The 23,606-nt window shown below is 63.4% G+C and carries 21 protein-coding genes and 1 pseudogene; 9 read left to right on the forward strand and 13 right to left on the reverse strand.

Going from position 1 to position 23,606, the window contains the following annotated elements:
* On the reverse strand, nucleotides 1–1,344 hold a 1,344-nt coding region (locus V7787_RS46170), incomplete at its 3' end, for a sodium:solute symporter (RefSeq protein ID WP_336094453.1).
* Between the two features lie 132 nt (nucleotides 1,345–1,476).
* Nucleotides 1,477–2,427: an agmatinase gene (speB, locus tag V7787_RS46175; RefSeq protein ID WP_029615437.1), complete on the reverse strand. Its 951-nt coding sequence runs from the start codon at nucleotides 2,425–2,427 to the stop codon at nucleotides 1,477–1,479.
* Nucleotides 2,428–2,651: 224 nt separating this feature from the next.
* Between speB and V7787_RS46180 the strand changes: the two genes are divergently transcribed.
* The 3 genes from V7787_RS46180 (at nucleotide 2,652) to V7787_RS46190 (ending at nucleotide 5,912) form a co-directional block, all read left to right on the forward strand.
* Nucleotides 2,652–3,545: a LysR family transcriptional regulator gene (locus V7787_RS46180; RefSeq protein WP_003254585.1), complete on the forward strand. Its 894-nt coding sequence runs from the start codon at nucleotides 2,652–2,654 to the stop codon at nucleotides 3,543–3,545.
* 137 nt (nucleotides 3,546–3,682) lie between these two features.
* Nucleotides 3,683–5,248, forward strand: coding sequence for a methyl-accepting chemotaxis protein (locus tag V7787_RS46185; protein ID WP_104886537.1), 1,566 nt, complete (start codon nucleotides 3,683–3,685; stop codon nucleotides 5,246–5,248).
* 64 nt (nucleotides 5,249–5,312) lie between these two features.
* Entirely contained in the window at nucleotides 5,313–5,912 is a 600-nt protein-coding gene (locus tag V7787_RS46190) for a tRNA-uridine aminocarboxypropyltransferase (protein WP_198748059.1), read from the forward strand.
* A 62-nt stretch (nucleotides 5,913–5,974) separates the two neighbouring features.
* Here V7787_RS46190 and V7787_RS46195 read toward each other — a convergent pair whose 3' ends face one another.
* The 3 genes from V7787_RS46195 to V7787_RS46205 form a co-directional block, all read right to left on the reverse strand.
* A complete protein-coding gene (locus tag V7787_RS46195) occupies nucleotides 5,975–7,333 on the reverse strand; it encodes a TolC family outer membrane protein (protein WP_010955202.1) in 1,359 nt (452 codons plus the stop codon).
* Between the two features lie 311 nt (nucleotides 7,334–7,644).
* Nucleotides 7,645–8,010: a YbaN family protein gene (locus tag V7787_RS46200; RefSeq protein ID WP_010955201.1), complete on the reverse strand. Its 366-nt coding sequence runs from the start codon at nucleotides 8,008–8,010 to the stop codon at nucleotides 7,645–7,647.
* Nucleotides 8,011–8,017: 7 nt separating this feature from the next.
* Nucleotides 8,018–8,605: a YecA/YgfB family protein gene (locus V7787_RS46205; protein WP_010955200.1), complete on the reverse strand. Its 588-nt coding sequence runs from the start codon at nucleotides 8,603–8,605 to the stop codon at nucleotides 8,018–8,020.
* Between the two features lie 243 nt (nucleotides 8,606–8,848).
* Between V7787_RS46205 and recQ the strand changes: the two genes are divergently transcribed.
* The gene (gene recQ, locus V7787_RS46210) at nucleotides 8,849–10,996 is read left to right on the forward strand and encodes a DNA helicase RecQ (RefSeq protein WP_010955199.1); all 2,148 of its coding nucleotides are present in this window, start codon (nucleotides 8,849–8,851) and stop codon (nucleotides 10,994–10,996) included.
* Between the two features lie 151 nt (nucleotides 10,997–11,147).
* Complete coding sequence (locus V7787_RS46215) at nucleotides 11,148–11,585, forward strand: MarR family transcriptional regulator (RefSeq protein WP_020191241.1); 438 nt, start codon at nucleotides 11,148–11,150, stop codon at nucleotides 11,583–11,585.
* A gap of 32 nt (nucleotides 11,586–11,617) precedes the next feature.
* On the opposite strand, the gene V7787_RS46220 is transcribed toward V7787_RS46215, so the two are convergent.
* On the reverse strand, nucleotides 11,618–13,804 hold the full coding sequence (locus V7787_RS46220; RefSeq protein ID WP_064492111.1) for a patatin-like phospholipase family protein: 2,187 nt from the start codon (nucleotides 13,802–13,804) through the stop codon (nucleotides 11,618–11,620).
* Between the two features lie 67 nt (nucleotides 13,805–13,871).
* On the opposite strand from V7787_RS46220, the gene V7787_RS46225 reads away from it, so the two are divergent.
* Nucleotides 13,872–14,153, forward strand: coding sequence for a SelT/SelW/SelH family protein (locus tag V7787_RS46225; protein ID WP_003254571.1), 282 nt, complete (start codon nucleotides 13,872–13,874; stop codon nucleotides 14,151–14,153).
* Here the strand turns inward: V7787_RS46225 and V7787_RS46230 are convergent, their stop codons facing one another.
* Nucleotides 14,154–15,044: a DMT family transporter gene (locus V7787_RS46230; protein ID WP_064492112.1), complete on the reverse strand. Its 891-nt coding sequence runs from the start codon at nucleotides 15,042–15,044 to the stop codon at nucleotides 14,154–14,156.
* A 258-nt stretch (nucleotides 15,045–15,302) separates the two neighbouring features.
* Nucleotides 15,303–16,069: pseudogene (locus V7787_RS46235) on the reverse strand (AraC family transcriptional regulator).
* 127 nt (nucleotides 16,070–16,196) lie between these two features.
* Here V7787_RS46235 and V7787_RS46240 point away from each other — a divergent pair.
* Nucleotides 16,197–16,994 carry a UDP-2,3-diacylglucosamine diphosphatase gene (locus tag V7787_RS46240; RefSeq protein WP_021783434.1) on the forward strand — a complete coding sequence of 266 codons (798 nt, stop codon included), beginning with the start codon at nucleotides 16,197–16,199 and terminating at the stop codon, nucleotides 16,992–16,994.
* A gap of 38 nt (nucleotides 16,995–17,032) precedes the next feature.
* Here V7787_RS46240 and V7787_RS46245 read toward each other — a convergent pair whose 3' ends face one another.
* Nucleotides 17,033–17,344, reverse strand: a complete 312-nt coding sequence (locus V7787_RS46245; RefSeq protein WP_003254563.1) for a DUF962 domain-containing protein — start codon at nucleotides 17,342–17,344, stop codon at nucleotides 17,033–17,035.
* A gap of 153 nt (nucleotides 17,345–17,497) precedes the next feature.
* Between V7787_RS46245 and V7787_RS46250 the strand changes: the two genes are divergently transcribed.
* Nucleotides 17,498–18,559 (forward strand): AraC family transcriptional regulator, encoded by a 1,062-nt coding sequence (locus tag V7787_RS46250; protein ID WP_064492114.1) that lies wholly within the window; start codon nucleotides 17,498–17,500, stop codon nucleotides 18,557–18,559.
* Here the strand turns inward: V7787_RS46250 and V7787_RS46255 are convergent.
* A complete protein-coding gene (locus V7787_RS46255; protein ID WP_064492115.1) occupies nucleotides 18,516–19,970 on the reverse strand; it encodes a TrkH family potassium uptake protein in 1,455 nt (484 codons plus the stop codon). The two genes, V7787_RS46250 and V7787_RS46255, sit on opposite strands and share 44 nt — an antisense overlap.
* 102 nt (nucleotides 19,971–20,072) lie before the next feature.
* On the opposite strand from V7787_RS46255, the gene V7787_RS46260 reads away from it, so the two are divergent.
* On the forward strand, nucleotides 20,073–20,630 hold the full coding sequence (locus tag V7787_RS46260) for an NAD(P)H nitroreductase (protein ID WP_010955191.1): 558 nt from the start codon (nucleotides 20,073–20,075) through the stop codon (nucleotides 20,628–20,630).
* Nucleotides 20,631–20,747: 117 nt separating this feature from the next.
* Here V7787_RS46260 and V7787_RS46265 read toward each other — a convergent pair whose 3' ends face one another.
* The 3 genes from V7787_RS46265 to V7787_RS46275 all read right to left on the reverse strand — a co-directional run bounded on the left by V7787_RS46265 (nucleotide 20,748) and on the right by V7787_RS46275 (nucleotide 23,403).
* Nucleotides 20,748–22,088, reverse strand: a complete 1,341-nt coding sequence (locus V7787_RS46265) for a sensor histidine kinase (protein ID WP_064492116.1) — start codon at nucleotides 22,086–22,088, stop codon at nucleotides 20,748–20,750.
* 58 nt (nucleotides 22,089–22,146) lie between these two features.
* Nucleotides 22,147–22,563: a Spy/CpxP family protein refolding chaperone gene (locus V7787_RS46270; RefSeq protein ID WP_014590086.1), complete on the reverse strand. Its 417-nt coding sequence runs from the start codon at nucleotides 22,561–22,563 to the stop codon at nucleotides 22,147–22,149.
* A gap of 162 nt (nucleotides 22,564–22,725) precedes the next feature.
* Nucleotides 22,726–23,403: a response regulator transcription factor gene (locus V7787_RS46275; RefSeq protein ID WP_064492117.1), complete on the reverse strand. Its 678-nt coding sequence runs from the start codon at nucleotides 23,401–23,403 to the stop codon at nucleotides 22,726–22,728.
* Between the last annotated feature and the right edge of the window lie 203 nt (nucleotides 23,404–23,606).

A 23,606-nucleotide genomic window follows, 5' to 3' on the forward strand; every position in this document is an offset into this window, starting at 1 on the left:
CACCAGGCTCACGCCCACAAAGCTCACCAGCCCTACTGCCAGGCTGTAGTAGATCGGCGTATTGGCCTCCAGCCCGTCCAGGAACATGAACAGCAGGGCGGTGGCAAAGCCCAGCGACATGCTGGCAATCGCGCCTGCAGTGGTCGCACGCTTCCAGAAGATCGCCCCGATCAGCGGGATCAGCATGCCGCCGACCAGCAGGTTATAAGCCAGGGTCAGGGCGTTGATCACATCATTCACCACCAGCGCGATGCCCAGCACCACCAGGCCGGTGAGCAGGGTGAACAGGCGGCTGGTACCCAGGCTCGACTGCTTGCCGCCACGCAGCTTGGGCAGCAGGTCTTCGGTTACGGTGGTCGAGGCAGCCAGCAGACCGGCGCTGGCGGTGGACATCATGGCCGCCAGGGCCGCAGCCATCAGCAGGCCACGGATGCCATCGGGCAGGGTGGTCTTGATCATCTCGGCAAAGGCGTTGTTCGGGTTGGCCAGGTCGGGCATCAGCACATGCGCAGCCATGCCGATCGCAGCGCAGGCCAGGCCATACAGCACGCAATACACACCAGCGGCGGTACCGGCACGCTGACAGACCTTTTCGTCACGGGCGGTGAACACCCGCTGCCAGATGTCCTGGCCGATGAGGATGCCGAAGAAGTAGATCAGGAAGTAAGTGATGATGGTGTCCCAGCCAATGGTAGTCAGCTGGAAGCTGGCCGCTGGCAATTTGGCCACCAGGGTATCCCAGCCACCGGCCTTGTACAGGCACACTGGCAGCAGGATGAACATCAGGCCGACGGTCTTGATCACGAACTGGACAATATCGGTCAGGGTCAGCGACCACATGCCGCCGATGGTCGAGTACAGCACTACCACGCCGCCGCCGAGCATCAGAGAAGCCCAGAACGGCAGGTCCAGCAGCACCTGCAGGACGGTGGCCATGGCCAGGGTCGAGGTGACCCCGATCATCAGTGCATAAGCCAGCATGATGACGGCGCTGGCCTGGCGTGCGGTGGGGTTGTAGCGTTGCTCCAGTACCTGGGTCACGGTGAAGATGCGCAGGCGCAGCAGCGGTTTGGCGAGGAACAGGTTGATGGCGATGATGCCCAGGCCAAGGGCTGCGCACAGCCAGAAGCCGGAAATGCCGTGGACGTAGCCCAGGCGCACGGTGCCGACGGTGGAAGCGCCACCGAGTACGGTGGTGGCCATGGTGCCCATGTACAGCACCGGGCCGAGGTTGCGCCCGGCTACCAGGTAGTCTTCATGGGTTTTCGCGCGGCGCATGCCATACCAGCCAAGCCCTAGCATGCCAGCGGTGTAGATCATTACAACAATGATGTCCAAGGCCATTGGGGGTCTCCCGATTATCTTTATTATGGCGAGATCGACCGCGCGGGCGCTTGCACGGCGCCCGGCGGTCTTTTCTTGTGTTGGCGGGCCTCAGTGGCCCTCCCTCATGGCTCCTGCCGGGGTAGAGCGGTATTAGCGACGCACCACGCCAGGTAGCACGCAGAGCATCTCGAACAGCAGGTTGGCACCGAGCAGCGAGGTGTTGCCGGTGGTGTCGTAAGGCGGGGAGACTTCGACAAGGTCACAGCCGATCAGGTCCAGGCCGTGGCAGCCGCGAATGATCTCCATTGCCTGGATGGTGGTCAAGCCGCCGATTTCCGGGGTTCCGGTACCGGGGGCCCAGGCCGGGTCGATGCCATCGATGTCGAAAGACAGGTAAACCGGGCCACCGCCGACCTTTTCCCGCACTTCGGCCATCAGTGGCTCCAGTGACTTGTGCCAGCACTCTTCGGCCTGGACCACGCGGAAGCCCTGGCGACGGCTCCAGTTGAAGTCATCGGCGGTGTAGCCCTGGGCGCGCAGGCCGATCTGCACCACGCGCTCACAGTCGAGCAGGCCTTCTTCCACGGCGCGGCGGAAGGTGGTGCCGTGGGCGATCTTCTCGCCGAACATGTGGTCGTTGACGTCGGCGTGGGCATCGATGTGCACCAGGCCGATCTTGCCGTGTTTCTTGTGCAGTGCACGCAGGATCGGCAGGGTGATGGTGTGATCGCCCCCCAGGGTCATGGGAATGACGTTGTGCTCGACGATTTCGTCATACGCTTCTTCGATGATGCGCACGGCGTCCAGCAGGTTGAAGGTGTTGATTGCCACATCGCCGATATCGGCGACCGACAGCGAGTCGAACGGGGCGGCACCGGTCGCCATGTTGTACGGGCGGATCATCACCGATTCGGCGCGGATCTGCCGTGGGCCGAAGCGGGTGCCGGAACGTAGCGAGGTACCGATATCCAGCGGGACGCCGATGAAGGCCGCATCCAGACCTTTCGCGCTTTGCAGGTGGGGGAGGCGGAGCATGGTGGCGATGCCGCCGAAACGCGGCATTTCGTTGCCGCCCAGTGGTTGGTGGAGAGTCTTGTCCACGGTGGGCCTCATCAGTCGGTCGATTGTTGTGTTTGTTCGAACCTGTGCCGCCGCGCGCCATTCACGTGTGGTTTGCCGGCGGGCAGGGACATTTCGGCCAAGTCTGCTCAAGCGAGCGCCGGGGAAGAATCGCTACCGACAAATACTTAGTTCAGGAATTTCTGAACTAAAGGCGGGTAGAGCAGTTAGACTGCGCGCATATACCCTTGTGGAACCGTTGCACCATGGCCTCGACCTTGCCCGACCTGAAACTGCTGCGCATCTTCATCAGCGTGGTGCGCCACCAGGGCTTTGCCAACGCCCAGCGCGAGCTGAACCTGTCGACCTCCGCCATCAGTACCTACATGAGCCAGCTGGAGGGCGCCTTGGGTATCGTGTTGTGCCACCGGGGTCGGGGGGGCTTCAGCCTGACCAGCAAGGGCGAGCTGTTCCATCAGGAAACCCTGCGCCTGCTGGCCGAGCTGGACGGTTTCGAGCAGTATGCCGCCGCCCTGAAGGGCGAACTGCGTGGCACCCTCAACCTTGGGGTGATCGACTCCACCGTCGGTGATCGCGCCTTGCCGCTGGCCGAAGCCATCGGTGCCTACAGCCAGGAGCACCCGGCGGTGCACCTGCACCTGTCGGTGTCCAGCCCCTACGAGCTGCAACTGGGTGTGCAGGACAACCGGCTGGACCTGGCCATCGGCGCGTTTTCTTCGCGGATGAGCGGCCTGCTCTACCAGCCGTTGTATCGCGAACAGCACTGGCTGTACTGCAGCAGCCGCCACCCGTTGTATGCCGAGCGGCGCATTCCCGAGCAGGTGGTGACCCAGCAGCGCATGGTCGGCCGTGGTTATTGGAGCCAGGCCGAACTGGCCCGGCATGGCTTCAAGCACAGTGCGGCGACGGTTGAAAGCATGGAGGCGCAGCTGATCCTGATCCTTTCCGGGGCCTATATCGGCTACTTGCCTGAACACTACGCCCAGGCCTGGGTCGACAAGGGTGACTTGCGCGTGCTGTCGCCGTCGACCTTTGGTTACCAGGCCCCGTTCTCGCTGATCATTCGCCGCGGGCGCAGCCGCGAACCGTTGATCCAGACCTTCCGTGACCTGTTGAAAAGCCAGCTCAACGTGGGCTGAGATGCGACGCATTCATGCATTCCGTCGGGAGCGGGTTAAATTCCGCTAAACGCTGGCCGCTAACCTGATAGCGCTCTGCTACATATCAACTTGCGCTGATGATTTCCCCTCATTTCATCCTGCAAGGATCGCCCAAGATGCGCATGAATTTGCCCGTCACTGAGCACGAAAGAACCTTCCCCGGTGATCAACGCCTTATTTCCACGACTGACCTCGACAGCCGCATCACCTACTGCAACGACGCCTTTGTGGCGATCAGCGGCTTTACCTACGACGAACTGATCGGTCAACCGCACAACCTGGTGCGCCACCCGGACATGCCGCCGGCGGTGTTTGGCCATATGTGGGAAACCATCAAGCAGGGCAAACCCTGGATGGGCATCGTCAAGAACCGGGCGAAGAACGGCGATTACTACTGGGTAAGCGCCTACGTCACGGCGATATACGAACAGGGCCGGATCAGTGGCTACGAGTCGGTGCGCTCGGTGCCCACGCGTGAGCAGATCCGCCGGGCCGAGGCGCTGTATGCGCGCTTGCGCGATGGCCGCAGCCCGGTGCCCTGGGCTGCCCGTCTGGGGCATGGCCTGGGCCATGGCTGGCCACTGATCGGCGCCGGCCTGCTGTCGGCGGCAGGTTACCTTTGGCTGCCCCCCTATGCGGCGCTCGCGGTGCTGATGGCAAGTCTGCTGCTGGCTTGGTACTGGGTCGAGCACCGGCAGAACCAGGCCATTCGCCGCACGTTGGCCGAGCATCCCAAGGCCTTTACCAGTCCGTTGGTGGCGCTGACCTACAGCGACAACCCAGGCCTGAAGGGCCAGCTCGACCTGGCCATCATCAGCGAAGAAGCCCGCCTGCAAACGGCCCTGACCCGCCTGGTGGATGCCGGGGTCGGGGTAAAGTCGCGGGCGGCGCAATCTTCCGACCTGTCCGATGCCCAGGCGCAGATGCTCGACCGGCAGCGCAGCGAGACTGACCAGTCCGCCACGGCCATCGCGCAGATGGCGGCGACCATCCAGCAGGTCACCCACAACGTGCAAAGTACGGCACACGCGGCAAGTGATGCCGACCAACTGGCGCAGCAGGGCAGCGAGCTGGCCCTGAAGAGCCTGAAAGACATGGGCAGCATGAGCGATGCGGTCAATGACATTGGTCAGGCAGTCAACGCCTTGGCTGAGCAGACCCAGTCGATTGGTAGTGTGGTCGACGTGATCACTTCGATTGCCGAACAGACCAACCTGCTGGCGCTTAACGCCGCCATTGAAGCGGCGCGCGCCGGTGAGCAAGGGCGGGGGTTCGCCGTGGTGGCTGATGAGGTGCGGTCATTGGCGCAGCGTACCCGCGCGTCGACCGAAGAGATCCACCATATCATTGCCTCGCTGAGGGCCGGGGCGGAGCGAGCGGTGAGCACTGCCAGCCGGGGCGAGCAGATTTCCCGGGACAGTGTGCACAGTGTCGAGGCGGTGCAGGCGGCGCTGAGCGGGATTGCCGTGGCGGTCAGCCGCATCACCGGCATGAGCCAGCAGATGGCCACGGCATCGGAGCAGCAGAGCCATGTGGCTGAAGACATCAACCAGCAGATCGTGAGGATTGCCCAACTGTGCGACCAGAGTGCCGGGCAAGCCAGGCAAGGCGCGGAAATCAGCCAGGACCTCGAGCGCATGGCGGAGTACCTGCATAGCCTGGCGGAAAGGTTCAACCGTTGAAATCGCGGAGCCCGCAAAGCGGGCCCCGGTTATGTGGCAAACTGTCCCCGCCAAGGAGACCGCCATGCCCAGACCCCGCTGCGAGCGCTGCCAGCGCCCGCTCGACCATTGCCTATGCCCGCTGATCCCCGCGCTCGACAGCCGCACCCGTGTGATCCTGCTGCAGCACCCCAGTGAAACTGCCCATGCCCTGAACACGGCGCGCCTGGCTGCCCTTGGCCTGAACAATGCGGAGCTGCGGATTGGAGAGGTGTTCGATGACCTGCCTGACCTGCTCGCCACCCCCGGATACCACCCAGTGCTGTTGTTCCCGGGTGATGACGCCCAGGTGCTGACAGCCTATGGCGAGGCGGGCGACAAACCTTTGCTGCTGATCGTGCCCGACGGCACCTGGCGCAAGGCGCGCAAGCTGCTGTACCTGAACCCGTTGCTGGGGGGGCTGCCACGGGTGACGCTGGCCCAGGCGGCCGCTTCACGCTATCGGTTGCGCAAAGCGCCGGAGGCGGGTGCGTTGTCGACGATCGAGGCGGTGGTCGGGGCATTGAACACGCTGGAGCAACCGGCCTGCTTCGATGCACTGCTGGCGCCGTTCGAGGCGTTGATCGAGGGGCAGATCAGGGCCATGGGCGTAGAGACCTTTCAGCGTAATCATGGCCGCGAGTGAGGGTTGGGGGCTGCTTTGCAGCCCATTCGCAGCACAAAGCGGCCCCGCTACCTAAAACCCGCTCAACGCATCTCAGGCAGACGCGCCTCGGTGCGGACTTCGGTGGTCGCCAGCGCCTCTGGCGGCAGCGAAATATGCTGTTTGCTCAGCAATTCACCCATGGTCGCCAGTACGCGGTAGCGCGAGAACTCTTCGGTGTAACGCACCTCGGTGTAGCGGCGGTCGGCGTTGTACAGCTCGTTCTCACTGTCGAGTACGTCCAGCAGGGTGCGCTGGCCCAGGCCGAACTGGTCCTGGTAGGCCGCACGCACACGCTTGGTGGTTTCGGCGTATTCACGCGCGGTCGGCAGCTGCTTGCTGGCGTTGTTCATGGCGTTCCACGCCAGGCTCAGGTTCTCGGTCAACTCACGCAGGGCGTTGTTGCGAATGTCCAGTGCCTGGTTGATCTTGTGCGCGTCGGACTGCAGGCGAGCCTTGTCGCTGCCACCGCGGAACAGGTTGTAGTTCATCTCCACGCCAGCTTGCCAGTCGTTGTTGTTGTGGCCTTTCTCGCCGCCGGTGTTGTTGTTGGCACCGGTTGCCAGAATGGCGTCGAAGCGTGGGTAGAAGGTCGACTTGCCCACTTCGTACTGCTTCTCGGCGGCGTTGACGTCAGCCTGGGCAGACTTGATGTACGGGTTGTTCTGACGCATGCCATCGCGGGCTTCTTCGAGGGTGCCTGGCACCTCGCCCTTGATGCTCTGCGGGCTTTCCAGCTCGTCCGGGGCACGGCCGATCACACTGAAGAAGTTGGCCTCGGCATCGGCCAGGTCGACTTCGGCAGTGTCCAGGTTGTTTTCCGCCAGGGCGCGACGGGCGCGGGACTGGTCGAGGTCGGCGGTGCTGCCGACACCGCGCTCGTTGCGCAGGCCAATCTGATCGTTGACGCGCAGGTGAGCTTGCAGGTTGTTCTTGGCCAGGGTCACCAGTTCACGGCGTTTGAGCACTTCCAGGTAGACCTCGACTGCGCGCAGGGCGACATCCTGGGCAACGGCCTGGGTGTAATAGGCGCGGGAGGTAGAGACCGCCTCGGTGCGGCCTACTTCATTCGAGGTGTTGAAGCCGTCGAAGATCATCTGCCGCAGGCGCAGTTCGGACTGGGTGTAGTTGAGGGTTTCCTTGTTGTGGTTTCCCTCGGCGCGGGTAGTGGCGTTGTCCGAGCGCTGTCGGCCATAACCGGCAACCAGGTCCACGGAAGGGTAGTAGCCACCACGCGCGAACTTCACGTCTTCATCGGCCGACAGCTTGCTGTTACGGTTGGAGCTGACTTGTGGGTGGTAGTCCACGGCGCTTTGGACAGCCTCGGTAATCGACATCGCCTGTACGTTGGCACTCGCCAGGGCCAACAGTAAAGCACTGGTGATGGGGTTCAAAACGCGCATGGTACATCTCCCTGATCCTGGAATTGATCCTGCTGTTCGCCAAAAAAATGACGATAAACTTATCGCGTATAGTGTTGCAGGTTTTTAACAACACAGCTAAGTACATTCAACGCGATAGATAAGAAGATTTATTCATATCAAATTGCCATATAATATCTTTGTTGTCTAATAAGTATGCATTCAAGGGCACGGAATGAACGCAGGAAATGCCTTGAAAACCAATGGATACAAGGGCTATGCGCAGTTCCAGAACTAATTCGGATAAAGAGGGCATTGATTAGGCGAAAGCGATATTTGGCGACAAAATATTGTCACTTTGGCTTGTGCAGGGTTTTCAGGCTGAGGATGTACAGGGTGACCAATGCGGCACTGGTCAACATGAAGGTGCGCGCCCAGAACAGCGGCACCAGATAGCACGACAGGCCAATGCTGGCCCACATCAGGCCGATGGCGTAGACCTTGCCCTTGAGGGGGATGCCTTCACCACTGAGGTAGTCACGGATCCATGGCCCCAGCTTGGGATGATGGACCAGCCAGTGATGGAAGCGCGGCGAGCTGCGGGCAAAGCAGGCCGCCGCCAAAAGCAGGAATGGGGTGGTGGGCAATACCGGCAGGAATATCCCCAGCACCCCCAGCGCGACGCTGAGCCAGCCAGTGGCCAGCAGCAGGTAGCGCACAGCTTGCTCAGTGGTGGCGTGGCTTGAGCAGCGCCGGTTTTTCGTCAGGGGCGTGCAGCAGCAGGAACAGTGCGCTCAGTGCCTCGGGGATTTGCACGATCATGTCATCCTGCAGGTTGGCGTTGCTGGCGATGTCGGCGAACTCTGGTTGTTCGTCGAACAAGCCCGAACCCACCATGATCGGCAGCAGCATTTCGCTGACTTCTTCCTCGGCGTTTTCGAACCACGCCTCTTCCCGCAGGAACACGCCTTCCATGAAGCCGATGCACCAGCCGCGCAGGTCGGAATCGTCCGGCTCATCGGTCAGGTCGAGGTCGCAGGGCAGGTCGAATTCTTCGTCGCTGGCCAGCTGGCGGGCAATGTGCGCCTTGAGCGCCACCAGGGTGGCCTCGATCTCGGTGCGCTGTGCTTCGCTGGCGTAGTGCGGCTCCTCGGCGAACAGGGCGTCGATCCATTCGCGCTCGGGCACGTCCTCGGCGTTGATCGAAAGAGCGGTGAGGTAGCCGTGTGCGGCGACATAGTCCAGCGCTTCTTCGTGCAGCTCGTCGGCGTCGAGGAAGGCTTGCAGGCGGGTCAGTTGCTCGGCGAAGGACATTACAGGGCTACCTTGGGGAATAAACGATACCGAATTCTAGCACCTTGCAGCGGCAGCGGGGCAAAGGGAACGTCTATCGCCGCGGTGCATGTGCAGCACGGTGCTGCGGTATACTCCGCGATTTTTCATCCAGGGGCAGGTTTCAACGGCTGCCTGGCAAAAACCGCTTACGCATTTGGCGTGTGCGGGGCGGGTTTTTCGTCCAGCCTTTATCCAGGATGGTACGGCGATTTGGAGTTGCACATGCTCGAACAGGCTCAGCGCGTTCTCAAGGACATCTTCGGCTACGACAGTTTCCGTGGGCGCCAGGCAGCGATCATCGAATGCGTGGCCAATGGCGGCGATGCCTTGGTACTGATGCCCACCGGTGGCGGCAAATCGCTGTGTTTCCAGGTGCCGGGGCTGCTGCGCCCGGGCCTGACGGTGGTGGTATCGCCACTGATCGCGCTGATGGACGACCAGGTCGCCACCCTTGACGAGCTGGGTGTGTCTGCGGCCGCCCTGAACTCTACCCTGACGGCGGAGCAGCAGCGTGAACTGGCCGGGCGCCTGCGCCGTGGTGAGGTCAAGATGCTGTACCTGGCGCCGGAACGCCTGGTGCAGCCGCGCATGCTCGACTTCCTGCGCGATCTGGACATCTCGCTGTTCGCCATTGACGAGGCCCACTGCGTTTCGCAATGGGGGCACGATTTCCGCCCCGAGTACCTGCAACTGGGCCAGCTGGCCGAACTGTTTCCGCATGTGCCGCGCATTGCGCTTACCGCCACGGCCGACATGCGAACCCGCGAGGAGATCGTTCAGCGCCTGCACCTGCAAGGCGCCGAGCGCTTCCTGTCGAGTTTCGACCGGCCCAACATCTTCTACCGCATCGTGCCCAAGGAGGCACCGCGCAAGCAGTTGATGGCCTTTCTCGGCGAGCGCCGTGGCAACGCTGGCATCGTCTACTGCCTGTCGCGCAAGAAGGTCGACGAAACCGCCGCCTTCCTCTGTAGTCAGGGGTTCCCCGCGCTGCCGTATCACGCTGGCTTGGCCGCCGAGACGCGGGCGGCCAACCAGCATCGCTTCCTGAACGAGGAAGGGCTGATCATGGTCGCTACCATTGCTTTCGGCATGGGTATCGACAAGCCCAACGTACGCTTCGTTGCCCACCTCGACCTGCCCAAATCGCTTGAGGCTTACTACCAGGAAACTGGCCGGGCCGGCCGTGACGGCCTGCCCTCCGATGCCTGGATGGCCTACGGGCTGCAGGACATGGTGATGCTCAAGCAGATGCTGCAGAATTCCGAAGGCGACGAGCGCCACAAGCGCATAGAGCAGCACAAGCTGGATGCCATGCTGGCGCTGTGCGAAGAAACCCGCTGCCGCCGCCAGTCGCTGCTGGCCTACTTCGACGAGATCCTCGAACAACCGTGCGGGCACTGCGACAACTGTGTCGACAACATCCAGACCTGGGACGCTACCGAGCCGGCCCGCCAGGCGCTGTCGGCGGTGTTCCGCACCGGTCAGCGCTATGGTGTTGGCCACCTGGTCGATGTGCTGTTGGGCAAGGACACCGAGAAGGTGCGCAATTTCGGCCATGAGAAGCTGTCGGTATTTGGCGTTGGCAAAGGTCTGGCCGAGGTCGAGTGGCGCTCGCTGTTCCGTCAACTGGTGGCGCGCGGGCTGGTCGATATCGACCTCGAAGGCTACGGCGGCCTGCGGCTGTCCGACAGCTGCCGGCCGCTGCTGCGCGGCGAGGTGACCTTGCAACTGCGCCGTGATCTCAAACCGCAGACCACGGCCAAAACCTCGTCGTCCAGCGGCGGCAGCCCTGCCAGCCAGCTGGTGCGTGCCGAAGAGCGCGATCTGTGGGAAGCGCTGCGTACCCTGCGCCGCAAGCTGGCCGAAGAACACAGTGTGCCGCCCTACGTCATCTTCCCCGACTCGACACTGCTGGAGATGCTGCGCAGCCAGCCGGTCAGCCTCAGCGACATGGCCCAGGTCAGTGGTGTGGGGGCGCGCAAGCTGGAGCGCTACGGCCAGGCGTTCCTCGAAGTGCTGAACAACAGCGGTGGTACCGACGAGGCACCGAAAGTGGTGCTCGACCTGCGCCACGAACTGGTCAGCCTGGCCCGTGCCGGCATGACCCCGGCGCAGATCGCCGGGCAGCTCAATTGCAGCGAGAAGAACGTGTATAGCCTGCTGGCCGAGGCGTTGGGCCGCCAGGAACTGAGTCTGGACCAGGCCATCGACCTGCCGGAAGACCTGATGATGGAGGTGCAGGACGCCTTTCTTGATGGCGAGGGGGAACTGCCACCGGTGTCGGCCATTGCCCCGCAGTTCGGGGCGCGGGTGCCAGAGGGCGTACTCTATTGCGTGCGCGCAGCGCTGGCGGCGGAATTCGAGTTGTAAAGGCATGCAGGATCGAAGGCAGAAGCGCCATCTGCTGACCTTTGTCATGCTTTTTGACGATTATCGAACGCGTAACCATGGCCGAGCCTTGCCTCGTGGGGCAGGGCATGGTTAGCTGCCTAATAATTAGATCTACTCCAATGAGTTCCTTATGCCCCTGAACGACAACCAACACCGCTTTGGCATGCAACTGGCTCAGATGTCCCGAGGTTGGCGTGCCGAGCTGGACCGCCGCCTGGCCGGGCTCAACCTGTCCCAGGCGCGCTGGCTGGTGTTGCTGCACCTGGCCCGCTTCGAAGAAGCCCCGACACAGCGTGAGCTGGCCCAGAGCGTAGGCGTCGAAGGCCCGACCCTGGCGCGTCTGCTCGACAGCCTGGAAGCGCAAGGGCTGGTGCGCCGGCAGGCGGTGCTGGAGGATCGGCGGGCGAAGAAGATTGTGCTGTGCCCGCCGGCCAAGCCGTTGATCGATCAGATCGAGACCATCGCCAACCAGCTGCGGGTAGAGCTGTTTACCGGCGTGGACGAGGCGGAATTGCAGGTCTGTATGCGCGTGCATGCCAAGATCCTGGCCAACCTCGAAAAGTCCTGAGCTCCCCCATCGATGCAGGTGCAGTGCAAGCCTCAGAAGGTGTGCCCAAGGTTCAGGTACACCGCTTGCTCATGCGCACTGTTGGCGCCGTAGCTGAAGTTCAGCGGCCCTAGAGGCGTATCCAGCCCCAGGAAGATGCTCGCCGCATTGATGTACCCACTGTCGAATTCGTTGTCGTTGTTCCACGCCCGCCCACGCTCCAGCGAGCCGCCGATGTACAGCGGGAAGTCCAGCGGCACATAGGCCCGCGGCGTCAGCCGGCGGTAATAGACCATGCGCAGCAGGCTCGCGTTCTGCCCCGATACCGAGTCTTCGCGGAAGCCTGACAGCTGTCGCGCCCCGCCCATCACGAAGCTCGACGTCACCACTTCGGTATCGTCCAGCGTGCGCCCGTAGCTCCCACCCAGCACGAACGTGTTCGGCCCGCTGCTGATGGCCTTGTCCAGGGTGAACAGCCACTGCCGGTAATCCTGGTCGGAGTCCAGCGACTTGTCGTATTTGCGCAAGGTCAGGCCGATGTCCTCGCCATGGTGCGGGAAGTACACGTTATCGAGGGTGTCGAACGAGTACTTCAGCTCGTAGAAACCTTCGTTGAAACTGACTTTGGGCAGGTCCTGGTCGCCGATGCGCACCTCGGCCTCGCCCCAGGCTTTGCCCACGCCCAGGCGCACTTCACCGCTGTTGCCGATCTGCCGGCCTACGTTCAGGCCAAAACCGTAGCGCTCCAGGCGATACTCGGCGACGGGGTCGTTGTCCAGGGTGGCTTCGATGTTCTGCGAGCCCATGTCCAGGTAGGGCGCGATGAAGTAGCGTGAGCCCACATCCAGGGGTTGGTAGAACTCACTGTACAGCGCTTGCTGGTCACCGATCTGGCCGCGGGTCAGCCATTCGGCGCCAAGGCTGTTGATGCCGTTGACCCGGTAGCTGGCGCCCAGGTTGAAAGCGCTGTCACCGCGCAGGTCATCGGACAGGTTCAGGCCCAGGCGCAGGTAGTCGGTGCCGCCGCGTCGGCCGCGGGCGTTGATCACCAAGGTGTGGTCGTTGCCCTTGTGCACCACGCGGTACTGCACCCTGTCGAAGTAGTCCAGGCCATACAGCGTACCCATGTCGGTCTGCAGGCGGTCCAGTTCCAGCGGTGCGTCGATCGGCTGGCGGATGTACGAGCGGATCACATCATCGCTGACCTTGGAGTCGTTTTCGATCCGGATTGCGGTGATTACCGGCGTGCGCTGGCGCGGCGAGCGGGCAATGGCCAGGCTGGCGTCGCCCTCGAGCTGGCGCAGGGCGGCCAGGCGCGGGTCAAGCAGGCGAGTGGCGCGGTAACCGGCGTCGATCATGTCGCGTGCACGGCCGAAATCTGTCACGCCGAAGGCGGTCAGCGATGGCTGGATGAGGATGTCGTCGCGGTGCAGGCTGGCCAGTTGTTCTTCGGAGTTGCGCCGGGTCATCAAAGTGATCGACTGATTCAGCACGTCGACCACCGTCAGTAATTGCTTGCGATCGCGCAGCGGGGTGCCGATGTCGACCACGATGGCCAGGTCCACGCCCATTTCGCGGGCCACATCCACCGGAATGTTGTCGACCATGCCGCCGTCCACCAGCAGACGGCCGTCCAGTTCGACCGGGGCGAACACGGCGGGGATCGACATGCTGGCGCGGATTACCTGGGGCAGGTGACCACGGCGGAATACGACTTTTTCGCCACTGGCGATGTCGGTGGCCACGGCGCGGAAGGGGATGGGCAGCTTATCGAAGTCGCGGGTGTCGGCGGTATGCGCCAGTTTGCTTTCCAGTAGCAGTGACAAGTTCTGGCCCTGAATCACACCCAGCGGCAGGCCCATGCTGCCGTCGTCGCGAAAGCTGAGCTTCTGCTTGACCAGGAAGTCACGGTCATCCTGCTTGCGCCGGAACGGCACATCCTTGCGCGGCGGGGCATCGGAGAGCGCCTGTTGCCAGTCAAGGGTGGTCGCGAGTTTTTCCAGCTCTTCGACACTGTAGCCCGAGGCGTACAGGCCGCCGACCACCGCGCCCATGCTGGTGCCGGCGATGGCGTCGATGCGCACACCCTGTTCCTCCAGTGCTTTGAGCACGCCGATGTGGGCCAGGCCACGGGCAGCACCGCCAGACAACACCAGGCCGACCTTGGGCCTGGCGGGTTCCGCAGCGATTGCCGTAAGCGAGGTGAGTGCGAGCAGAAAACAGAACAGCAGACGGCGCATCGTGACTCTCAAACCGTGGGCTAAAGACCGCTAGTATAAGCGGCCCCTTACCTGGAGATGTTTCACCATGGCTGACAACAAGCCGGAAATCGTCATCACCTATTGCACCCAGTGCCAGTGGCTGCTGCGTGCGGCCTGGCTGGCTCAGGAACTGCTCAGCACCTTTGCCGACGACCTAGGCCGGGTTGCGCTGGAGCCGGGCACCGGGGGTGTCTTCCGCATCACCTGCAATGGCGTGCAGATCTGGGAGCGCAAGGCCGACGGCGGTTTCCCCGAGGCGAAGGCACTGAAGCAGCGGGTGCGCGACCTGGTCGACCCGCAGCGTGACCTTGGTCACAACGACCGCTGATCAGGCGCCCTCGGTCAGTGGCCGCTGCCTGGGCGGCTGCTCGGCAGCCAGGCGGCTGGACAGCACGATGGCGAAGATGATCAGCGCGCCGCCCAGCAGCATGCGCACGGTAGGTGTTTCGGCGAACACTGCCCAGGCCACGGCAATGCCGTAGACCGGCTCCATACCGAACACGACCGCAGCGGTGCGCGCCTTGATCACTGCCAGGCTGGCGACGAACAGGCTGTGCGCCACCCCCGTGCAGAAAATGCCGAGCAGGGCGATCCACAGCCAGTCCAGGGTCGCAACGTCGGCCAGGCCGGGCGCTGCGAACGGCAGCAGGCACAGGCCCACCACCAGGTTTTGCCACAGAGCGGCCTGTACCGCAGGCAAACGGCCGGAGCCGGCCCGGTTGGTCAGTGACAGCAGCGAGAACAGCAGGCCCGAGAGCAATGCCCAGAGCAGGCCGCCGGTGGCTTCGCTGGCCAGGTCGAATGCTGGTGTGACCAGTATCAGGCCGATGCTGACCAGCACGACCAAGACGGCTTCGTTACGGTGGATACGCTCGCGGAACAGCAGGCTTTCGAGGATCACCGTAAAGGCCGGGAAGCTGGCGAAGCCGAGGGTGGCGATGGCTACCCCGCCCACTTTGACGGCGATGAAGAAACTGACCCAGTGGCCGGCCAGCAGCACACCGCCGAGCAGCAGGCGGCGCGCATCCTGGCTGCTCAGGCGTTGCCAGCCCGGACCGGCCAGGCTGGCGAACAGGGCCAGGGCGAGTACGGCGAAGGTGGCGCGACCGAAGACGATGATCGCCGGGCTGGCGCTGGTGGCCAGTTTGCCGAAGACGCCGGTAAGGCCGAAGAACAGCGCGCCAATGTGCAGGGCGCCGAGGGCGGTGCGGTGGTTCATGGTGGGTCCTTGATGGAGATCTCTACAGGCAGTGCCGGCCCTTTCGCGGGTGAACCCGCTCCTACAGGTGTGCTGGCCCTTTCGCGGGTGAACCCGCTCCTACAGGTGTGCCGGGCCTTTCGCGGGTAAACCCGCTCCTACAGGTTTTTGCACAACCTTCAGGCGGGGGCATCCTGTAGGAGCGGGTTTACCCGCGAAAGGGCCGGTAAAGGCAAAGTCTAAAGCCTCAGGCAAACACATTCTGTCGCAAGACTGCTGTCAGTTATCGCCAGACTCTCGCCGCAAAGCCAAAGGTGTACACCCGAACGCCCGCAGCATCGCCGCTGAAAAGGCACTTTGCGAGCTATACCCCACCTGCGCCGCAATTTCGCCCATCGGCAGCACGGTCTGCACGATTAGCCGCCGTGCCTTGAGCAACCGCCGCTGGCGAATGTAGTCCATCGGAGTCATCCCGCACTCCGTAGTAAATCGCGCATGCAGCCGGGCAATGGACAACCCGGCGATGCGTGCAAGGTCGGCAACCTGCAGCGGGTAGGCAGCATGCTGTTCGATATGCGCATCGAAGGCGCTGTAGGCAGGCGCTGGCTGGGGTGCACGCTGGCTGCCGCCGTGGCGTTGAGGCTGGCCAGCAGCAGTGCCGCGCCCTGACGGGCAATCAGTGGGTCGTGCACGGGGCTGGTCGCCAGCCAGTCCACCAGTTGCTGCTGGCGCTCATCCAGGCTTACGGCGGCGGGGCGGTCGAGCAGGCGGCGGCTGGCATCGGCATGCTCGCCCAGGTGCTCGCGCAGCCAAGGCTCCCCTGGCACATCAAGCACCAGGCAATCACTGCCGGCATCGCTGGCGCACGTGTGATGAGCACCCGCCGGGACCACGATCAGCCCCTGGCGATCGATGCCGGCGCCATGCCCCTGGACCTCGAACTCCAGGCGGCCGCGCAGGCCGAACACCAGTTGCGGGTGTTCGTGGCTATGGGCGATCAGGCTGTCGCGGTAATGGCGCAACGAGAGGATCGGGCCGGCGGTCATGGGGGCTTCCTCGCAGGGCAGGCGCCCATTGTGCCTCAATCCCTGCACGCCATCACTCGTCACCGTTTTGCCATGGCGCTGTCATGTGCGCCTGCCAGTCTCCAGCAAACTGCGCCGGAGCCTACCCATGACCCATGCCGAACTGTCCCGCCCCTCGCGCAAGCAACGTGTGCGTACCCTGTGGATCTCCGACGTGCACCTGGGTACCCGCGACTGCCAGGCCGAACACCTGTCGCAATTTCTCAAGGGCTACCAGGCTGATCGCGTCTACCTGGTTGGCGATATCATCGATGGCTGGAAGCTGCGCGGCGGGATCTACTGGCCGCAAGCCCACACCAACGTGATTCGCCGGCTGCTGACCATGAGCAAGCGCGGTACCGAGGTGATCTACGTCACCGGCAACCATGACGAATTCCTGCGCCGCTACTCAAAGTTGATTCTGGGCAACATTCAGCTGGTAGACGAGGCCGAGCACCTGACAGCCGATGGCCGCCGACTGCTGGTGGTCCATGGCGATCAGTTCGATGTGATTACCCGTTACCACCGCTGGCTGGCGTTTCTGGGTGATCGCGCCTACGAATTCACCTTGGTGCTCAACCGCTGGCTCAACCACTGGCGAGCGCGGTATGGCTATGGTTACTGGTCGCTGTCGGCGTACCTCAAGCACAAGGTGAAAGGCGCGGTGAACTTCATCAGCGACTTCGAGAATGCCATTGCCCATGAATGCACCCGTCGTGGGTTTCATGGAGTGGTGTGCGGGCATATCCATCATGCCGAGATCCGCAAAGTGGGTGAGGTGGACTACCTCAATTGCGGGGACTGGGTGGAGTCGTGCACGGCCCTGATCGAGCATTGGGATGGCAGCGTCGAACTGTATCGGCTGGCCGAAGCGCAGGCCGTGGCGGCGTTGCGCGAGCCGGCTTAGGGGCCGAGGGCAGAGTGCCGCCAAGCGGCCTCGGACGCTTACAGCCTGAGCTTGCCCAGCAGGATATCCCGGAACATCACGAAATCCCCGGCCAGGCTGTACAGCGGATAGGTAAAGGTCGCTGGCCGATTCTTCTCGAAAAAGAAGTGCCCGACCCAGGCAAAGCCATAGCCGAACACCGGCACGGCCAGCAGCAGCAACCATTTGCCACTGCCAATGGTGTAGGCCAGCAGCGCTATCACCAGGCTGGTGCCGACGAAGTGCAGGCGGCGGCAGGTGGGGTTGCTGTGCTCCCCCAGATAGTACGGATAGAACTCGGCAAAACTGCGAAACTGCGCTGTGCTGTTCATGGCAGTGCTCCGGGATTAATACTTCTGGACAAGATACACGGCGTGGAGCCTGATTCGAGTCTAGAGTGACTGACGGGGCCTACCAGTGACAATAGGCGCCAAATGAGTATCCTTGGGGTTCACCGCAGGAGCGGTTGGTAAAAGAAGCCTGTCATGAGCGAAAGAACAACGTCAGCCAGTTGGGCATCAGGGATCGTGAAGGCACTTGAACTGGAAGGGCTGGATTGCAGAGCCATGTTCAAGCAATTGGGGTTGGACTTTGCCGCCCTCGACGACCCCGATGCACGTTTTCCGCAAGACTCCATGACCCGCCTCTGGCAGCTGGCGGTGGAGCTGTCGGGCAATGAGGCCATCGGCCTGAACATGGCACGGGTGGTTCGCCCGGCGTCCTTCCATGTGGTGGGCTATGCGTTGATGTCCAGCCGCACCCTGGCCGAGGGCTTCAAGCGCCTGGTGCGCTACCAGCGCATCATCGCCGAAAGCTCCGACCTCAGTTTCGTCCTCGGCCCCGAGGGCTATTCGCTGATTCTGACCGTGCACGGCGACCACCTGCCGCCAACCCGGCACAGCGCCGAAGCGTCGCTGGCCTGTGCGCTGGCGCTGTGCAAATGGCTCAGTGGCCGGCCGGTCCAGCCGCGGCGGGTCCTGGTGCAGGGGCCGCAGCCGAAGAATGTCGAGCCTTACAAGGTGGCGTTCCATTCGCCGCTGGTGTTCGGCGCCCCACATGATGCACTGGTGTTCGAGCGGGCCGACATGGAGGCGCCGCTGCCGACCGCGAACGAGGCCATGGCGGTGCTGCACGACCGGTTTGCCGGCGAGTACCTGGCACGCTTCTCCGAAAGCCGGGTCAGCCACCGCGTACGCCAGGTGTTGTGCCGCATCCTGCCGCAGGGTGAGCCCAAGCGCGAAACCCTGGCCCAGGCCCTGCACCTGTCGCAGCGCACCTTGCAACGGCGGCTGCAGGAGGAAGGCACCAGCTTCCAGACCTTGCTTGACGACACGCGCCGCGAACTGGCCGAACAATACCTGGCCCAGCCGGGCATGACCTTGCTGGAAACCGCCTACCTGCTGGGCTTTGCCGACCCCAGCAACTTCTATCGGGCGTTCCGCCGCTGGTTCGATGCCACGCCCAGCGAGTACCGCGCCCGCCTGGGCGCGGAAGGCGAAGTGCTCAGTGACGCCAGAACGCCGGCATGCACAACACCAGCACCGTGATGATTTCCAGGCGACCCAGCAGCATGCCGCCCGCCAGAATCCATTTGGCCGCGTCAGGCAGCGTCGCGTAGTTGCCCGCCGGGCCGATCACTTCACCCAGGCCCGGGCCTACACCCGAAACCGTGCCGGCGGCGCCGGTCAGCGCGGTCATCCAGTCCACGCCCAGCAGCGACAACAGCAGCGCCATGACACAGATGGTAATCGCGAAGAAGAACGAGAACGTCAGGATCGAGCGCACGATGTCTTCGTCGAGGCGATGGCCGTTGTATTTCTGCTTGATCACCGCGCGCGGGTGAATCAGCTGGTTGAGGCTGGCCTTCAACAGGATGTAGGCCACCTGGAAGCGGAAAATCTTTATGCCGCCTGCGGTCGAGCCGGAGCAGCCGCCAACGAAGCCCAGGTAGAAGAACAGCATCAACGAGAAGTTGCCCCACAGGCTGTAGTCACCCAAGGAGAAACCGGTGGTGGTGACCACCGAGGTCACGTTCAGCGCCACATGGCGCAGGGCATCGAGCCAGTGCAGGTTGGTGCTGTACCAGTACCAGGTGCCCAGCACCAGCCAGGTGACCACCAGCATGCCCAGCAAGCCTTGCACCTGCTGATCGCGGATCAGCGCCTTGCGGTTGCCGCGCAGGGTGGCTACGTAAAGGGTGAACGGCAGGCTGCCCATGATCATCACCACCACCGCCACCCAGTGCACGGCCGGGATATCCCATTTCGCCAATGACTGGTCGGAGGTGGAGAAACCGCCGGTAGAGATAGCCGACATGGCATGGTTGATTGCATCGAACGGGCTCATGCCCGCCCACCAGAAGGCCAGCGCGCCGAGTATCGAGAAACCGACGTAAACCCCCACGATGGACTTGGCGACCATGTGCGAACGCGGCATGACCTTTTCCGAGCGGTCGGACGATTCGGTCTGGAACAGGCGCATGCCACCGATGCGCAGCAGCGGCAGGATCGCCACCGCCATGGCGATGAAGCCGATACCGCCGAGCCAGTGCAGCATCGAGCGCCACATGAGGATGCCCGGCGACATGTTATCGAGCCCGCTGAGCACAGTGGCGCCAGTGGCGGTGATGCCTGACATGCTTTCGAAGAAGGCGTCGGTGTAGCTGATGTGCTGGGTCAGCAGGAACGGTAGCGCGGCGAACACGCACACCACCAGCCAGCTGCTGACGGTCAGCAGGTACATGTCGCGCGGGCGCAGGTGTACATGCTCCGGGCGCCCCTGCACCACCAGGGCCAGGCCGGCGATGAAGGTGATCAGGCTCGACCAGAGAAACGACGGCATGTCGCCGGTGCGCTCGAAGATCACCAGGGTCGCCATGGGCACGGCCATGCCGACGGCCAGGGTAATCAGGAAGATGCCGATGATGAAACCAATGATCCTTAAGGTCGGCAACGCCATGTGATCTGCTCAGACTCGAAACGGAAGGGCGCCATTCTACCTATGGGTCTGGTGATGTAAACGCTAGAATGGCCGCACATTCACCTGCCAGGAGGGTAGCCGATGGAGGCTCTCGACGCATTGCTCAACCGTGTTTCCGTGCCACGCCTGACTGACCCGGCGCCCAATGCCGCCCAGCGCGAGGCGCTGTTCCAGGCTGCCCTGCGCGCCCCGGACCATGGTCAGCTGCGGCCGTGGCGTTTTCTAACCATCGAAGGCCAGGGCCGCGAGAAGCTGGGTGAGCTGTTCGCCGAAGCCGTGCAGCACAAGGGCGATGCCAGCCAGGCAGCCTTGGACAAGGCCCGTGCCATGCCGCTGCGGGCGCCGTTGCTGATCGTGGTGGTGGCCAGGTTGCAGGACCATTTCAAGGTGCCCAAGTCCGAGCAGCGCCTGGCGGCGGGCTGTGCGGCGCACGGTATTCTGATTGCTGCGCACGCGCAGGGGATCGGCGCGGTGTGGCGTACCGGTGACATGGCTTTCGATGCCCATGTGCACAAGGGGTTGGGGTTGGCCGAGAACGAGGAACTGATCGGCTACCTGTATGTCGGCACGCCGCTGACCGAGCCGCGGACGGCGCCGGTGCTGGAAACGGCTGATTTCGTCAGTAGCTGGGGTGAGTAACCTGGCCTTGGGCTGATTCATGCATCAAGGCATCCGGCCTCTTCGCGGGTGAACCCGCTCCACATCCCCTGTAGGAGCGGGTTTACCCGCGAAGAGGCCTGGCGCCTTTGCACCCCATCAACTGCCTGCCGCTCCAGCCAAGGGCAACTCCAGCCTGGCCACAAACCCACCCTGTGGATGATTCTCCAGCACCAGGCTACCGCCATGGCGCTCCGCTGCCTTGCGCGCAATCGCCAGCCCCAGGCCATGCCCCGGTGCTTCCTGCCCCGGCGCGCGGAAGAACGGCTCACCCAGTTGCGCCAGGTGCTCCTCTGCCGCCCCAGGCCCATGGTCACGCACGCTGATCACGATGCGGTCCTGCTCGCGCGCGGCGCTGACCTCGACCGGCTGGCCCGCCGGGTTGAAGCGCAGGGCATTGCGCAGCAGGTTGTCAACGGCACGCTCGATCAGCGTTGGCCAACCCTGCAAGCTCAAACCTGGCTGCGCCTCCAGGCGCACGTCCTGATCCGGCGCGCTCAGCAGGGCGTCCTTGCGCACGCTGCCGAGTAGTGCATTGAGGTCGACCGGTTCGGCATGGGCTTGTTCGGCATCCACCCGGGCCAGGGCGAGGATTTCGCTGATCAGGTCTTCCAGGCGGTCGCATTCGCGGGTCAGGCGCGGCCACAGCGCTTGCCGCTGCTCAGGCTCGGCGCGTTCGGCCAGGGCCAGGGCGATGCGCAGCCGGGCCAGTGGCGAGCGCAGTTCGTGGGACACGTCGCGTAGCAGCTGGCGCTGGCTGCCAATGGTGCTTTGCAGGCGTGCGCCCATCTTGTTGAAGTCCTTGGCCAGCACGCCAAACTCGTCGCGCCGCGCTGCCAGCCGTGCCAGGCTGTTCTGCTGATAGGTGGTCTGGCCCAGGTCGTGTACGGCACTGCGCAGGCGGCTTAGCGGGCGGGTAATGGACAGCGTCACCAGCAGGCTGAACAGGGTCAGCACGACCAAGGCAATGCCCAGTGCGCTGAGCGGCCAAAGCAGGCTCTCGCGGTGCCAGGCATCCAGCGCCGGGTGAGGGATGCGGTAGATCAGCAAGTAGGTTTCGCCGGTGTCGGGGCTGGTGTATTCCTCGGTCAGCCGGCGCCATGGCAAGCGCCGCTGGTCATTGTGCTGGCGCGCTTCGAAGGCTGCCGCACGGCGTGGGAAGGTACCGGGCACCACGGCTTCACCGCTATCGTCGAGCACCTGCACGTCGATCTTGTAGCGGTCCTTGCGTCGTTCCAGAAAGTGCTGTGCCGCCTCCAGGCCTTCCTGCTCGTAGTGCTTGGTCCACTTGCTGGCCAGGGTATTCAGGCCCGGGTGACGGCTGAGGATCCAGGCGTCCTGGTTGAGCATGTGCCCCAGCAGGATCGACAGGCCTGCGACCAGGGTGATGGCCAGCCAGAAGCTGGCCAGGATGCGCCAGAACAGTGAACGCAAGTGCACCTCCTAAACGGGAAAAGCCCGGCCCGCAGTGATGCGGGCCGGGCACGGGGCGGACAGCTTACTGGGCCTTGGCGCCTTTTTCAGCTTTCCAGGCCTGGAACTCTTGCCACTCGGCTTTCTTGGCGGCGCGTTCTTTTTGCAGTTCATCGAACTTCTTCTGCTGGTCAGGCGTGAGCAACTTGCGCACTGCGCTGTCGGTCTTGTCGCGGCTGGCTTGCAGCTCATCCTTCATGGCCTTCTGGTCGGCTGCCGGCAGTTTGGACAGGTAGCGCTCGGTAATGTCGCGGCGCTGCTGCATCTGCTCGCCCATCAGCTTGCCGATCTGCTGGCGCTGATCGCGGCTCAGGTCCAGTTGGTGGAAAGGCGCATCACCGCGATGATGCGGGCCGTCGTGGCGCGGGCCGCCGTCAGGCATGGCCATGGCCACGGTCGGCAAAGCGGCAGCGAACATCAGGGCGATAAGGGTCTTGCGCATGGTGTCTCTCCTTTCATAGGCCGGTGATTACCGGATGAGCACAGTCTAGGGAGATCACCGTCAAGCGCAGTCAGGGGATGGTAAAGGCAAAGTAAAGATGATGGGTCGGTGCAGCCACGGCCTTGTGCCGCGCAAGGGGGGCGCACAGCGGCCCCGGTGTGTTTACAGGCAGTAGTAATAGCCACGGCTACGCAACGCCACTATGCGTGGCCGGCCATCGGCGTGGGGGCCGATCTTCTTGCGCAGGTTGCTGACATGCATGTCCAGGCTGCGGTCGTACAGGGTCAGCTTGCGGCCCAGGCCGATCTGCGCCAGTTCCTGTTTTTCCAGCGGCTCGCCGGGCTGACGCAGCAGCGCTTCAAGAATACGGCTTTCGGACAGGGTCAGGGTCATTTCGCGGCCATCGATGCTGGCCACGCCCCGCGCAGGGCTGTAGACCAGGTCACCCAGTTCCATCTGGCTGGTCGTGGCGGTGGGGTGGCTGCGGCGCAGTACCGCGCGCAGTCGGGCAGTGAGCTCACGCGGGTCGCAGGGTTTGGCCAGGTAGTCGTCGGCGCCCAGCTCCAGGCCGAGAATGCGGTCCAGCGGCTCGCCGCGGGCTGACAGCATCAGCACCGGCAGCTCGGCATGCTCGCTGCGCAGCTGCTTGAGAAGTTCCAGGCCGCTGCCGTCGGGCAACATCACATCCAGTACCACGGCAGCAGGGGCATGCTCAGCCAGGGCCTGGCGTGCGCTCTGGCCATCGTGGCAGGCACGCACGGAAAACCCTTCCTGGGTCAGCCAGCTGCCGAGCAGCTCGCACAGTTCCTGGTCATCATCAATCAGTAACAGCTCGCTCATGACTCACTCAATTCAACCATTGACGGCGGTGATTCGGTCCGCCAGTGGCAAAGATACCGCAGACTGATGGCCTGAGTATAACTGCTGGTAACGCGTGGCCCTCTTCGCGGGTGAACCCGCTCCTACAGCGGTCTGTGTCCAACCACCGACATGTGTCCACCACCAATCTGTGTAGGAGCGGGTTTACCCGCGAATACGGTAGC

It is taken from the genome of Pseudomonas sp. CGJS7 (genome assembly GCF_036961695.1).

Coding starts and splice junctions, on each gene's coding strand:
- V7787_RS46180 (WP_003254585.1), top strand. CDS start 2,652: ATGGCCTCGACCTTGCCCGACCTGAAACTGCTGCGCATCTTCATCAGC.
- V7787_RS46185 (WP_104886537.1), top strand. CDS start 3,683: ATGCGCATGAATTTGCCCGTCACTGAGCACGAAAGAACCTTCCCCGGT.
- V7787_RS46190 (WP_198748059.1), top strand. CDS start 5,313: ATGCCCAGACCCCGCTGCGAGCGCTGCCAGCGCCCGCTCGACCATTGC.
- V7787_RS46195 (WP_010955202.1), bottom strand. CDS start 7,333: ATGCGCGTTTTGAACCCCATCACCAGTGCTTTACTGTTGGCCCTGGCG.
- V7787_RS46205 (WP_010955200.1), bottom strand. CDS start 8,605: ATGTCCTTCGCCGAGCAACTGACCCGCCTGCAAGCCTTCCTCGACGCC.
- recQ (WP_010955199.1), top strand. CDS start 8,849: ATGCTCGAACAGGCTCAGCGCGTTCTCAAGGACATCTTCGGCTACGAC.
- V7787_RS46215 (WP_020191241.1), top strand. CDS start 11,148: ATGCCCCTGAACGACAACCAACACCGCTTTGGCATGCAACTGGCTCAG.
- V7787_RS46220 (WP_064492111.1), bottom strand. CDS start 13,804: ATGCGCCGTCTGCTGTTCTGTTTTCTGCTCGCACTCACCTCGCTTACG.
- V7787_RS46225 (WP_003254571.1), top strand. CDS start 13,872: ATGGCTGACAACAAGCCGGAAATCGTCATCACCTATTGCACCCAGTGC.
- V7787_RS46230 (WP_064492112.1), bottom strand. CDS start 15,044: ATGAACCACCGCACCGCCCTCGGCGCCCTGCACATTGGCGCGCTGTTC.
- V7787_RS46240 (WP_021783434.1), top strand. CDS start 16,197: ATGACCCATGCCGAACTGTCCCGCCCCTCGCGCAAGCAACGTGTGCGT.
- V7787_RS46245 (WP_003254563.1), bottom strand. CDS start 17,344: ATGAACAGCACAGCGCAGTTTCGCAGTTTTGCCGAGTTCTATCCGTAC.
- V7787_RS46250 (WP_064492114.1), top strand. CDS start 17,498: ATGAGCGAAAGAACAACGTCAGCCAGTTGGGCATCAGGGATCGTGAAG.
- V7787_RS46255 (WP_064492115.1), bottom strand. CDS start 19,970: ATGGCGTTGCCGACCTTAAGGATCATTGGTTTCATCATCGGCATCTTC.
- V7787_RS46260 (WP_010955191.1), top strand. CDS start 20,073: ATGGAGGCTCTCGACGCATTGCTCAACCGTGTTTCCGTGCCACGCCTG.
- V7787_RS46270 (WP_014590086.1), bottom strand. CDS start 22,563: ATGCGCAAGACCCTTATCGCCCTGATGTTCGCTGCCGCTTTGCCGACC.
- V7787_RS46275 (WP_064492117.1), bottom strand. CDS start 23,403: ATGAGCGAGCTGTTACTGATTGATGATGACCAGGAACTGTGCGAGCTG.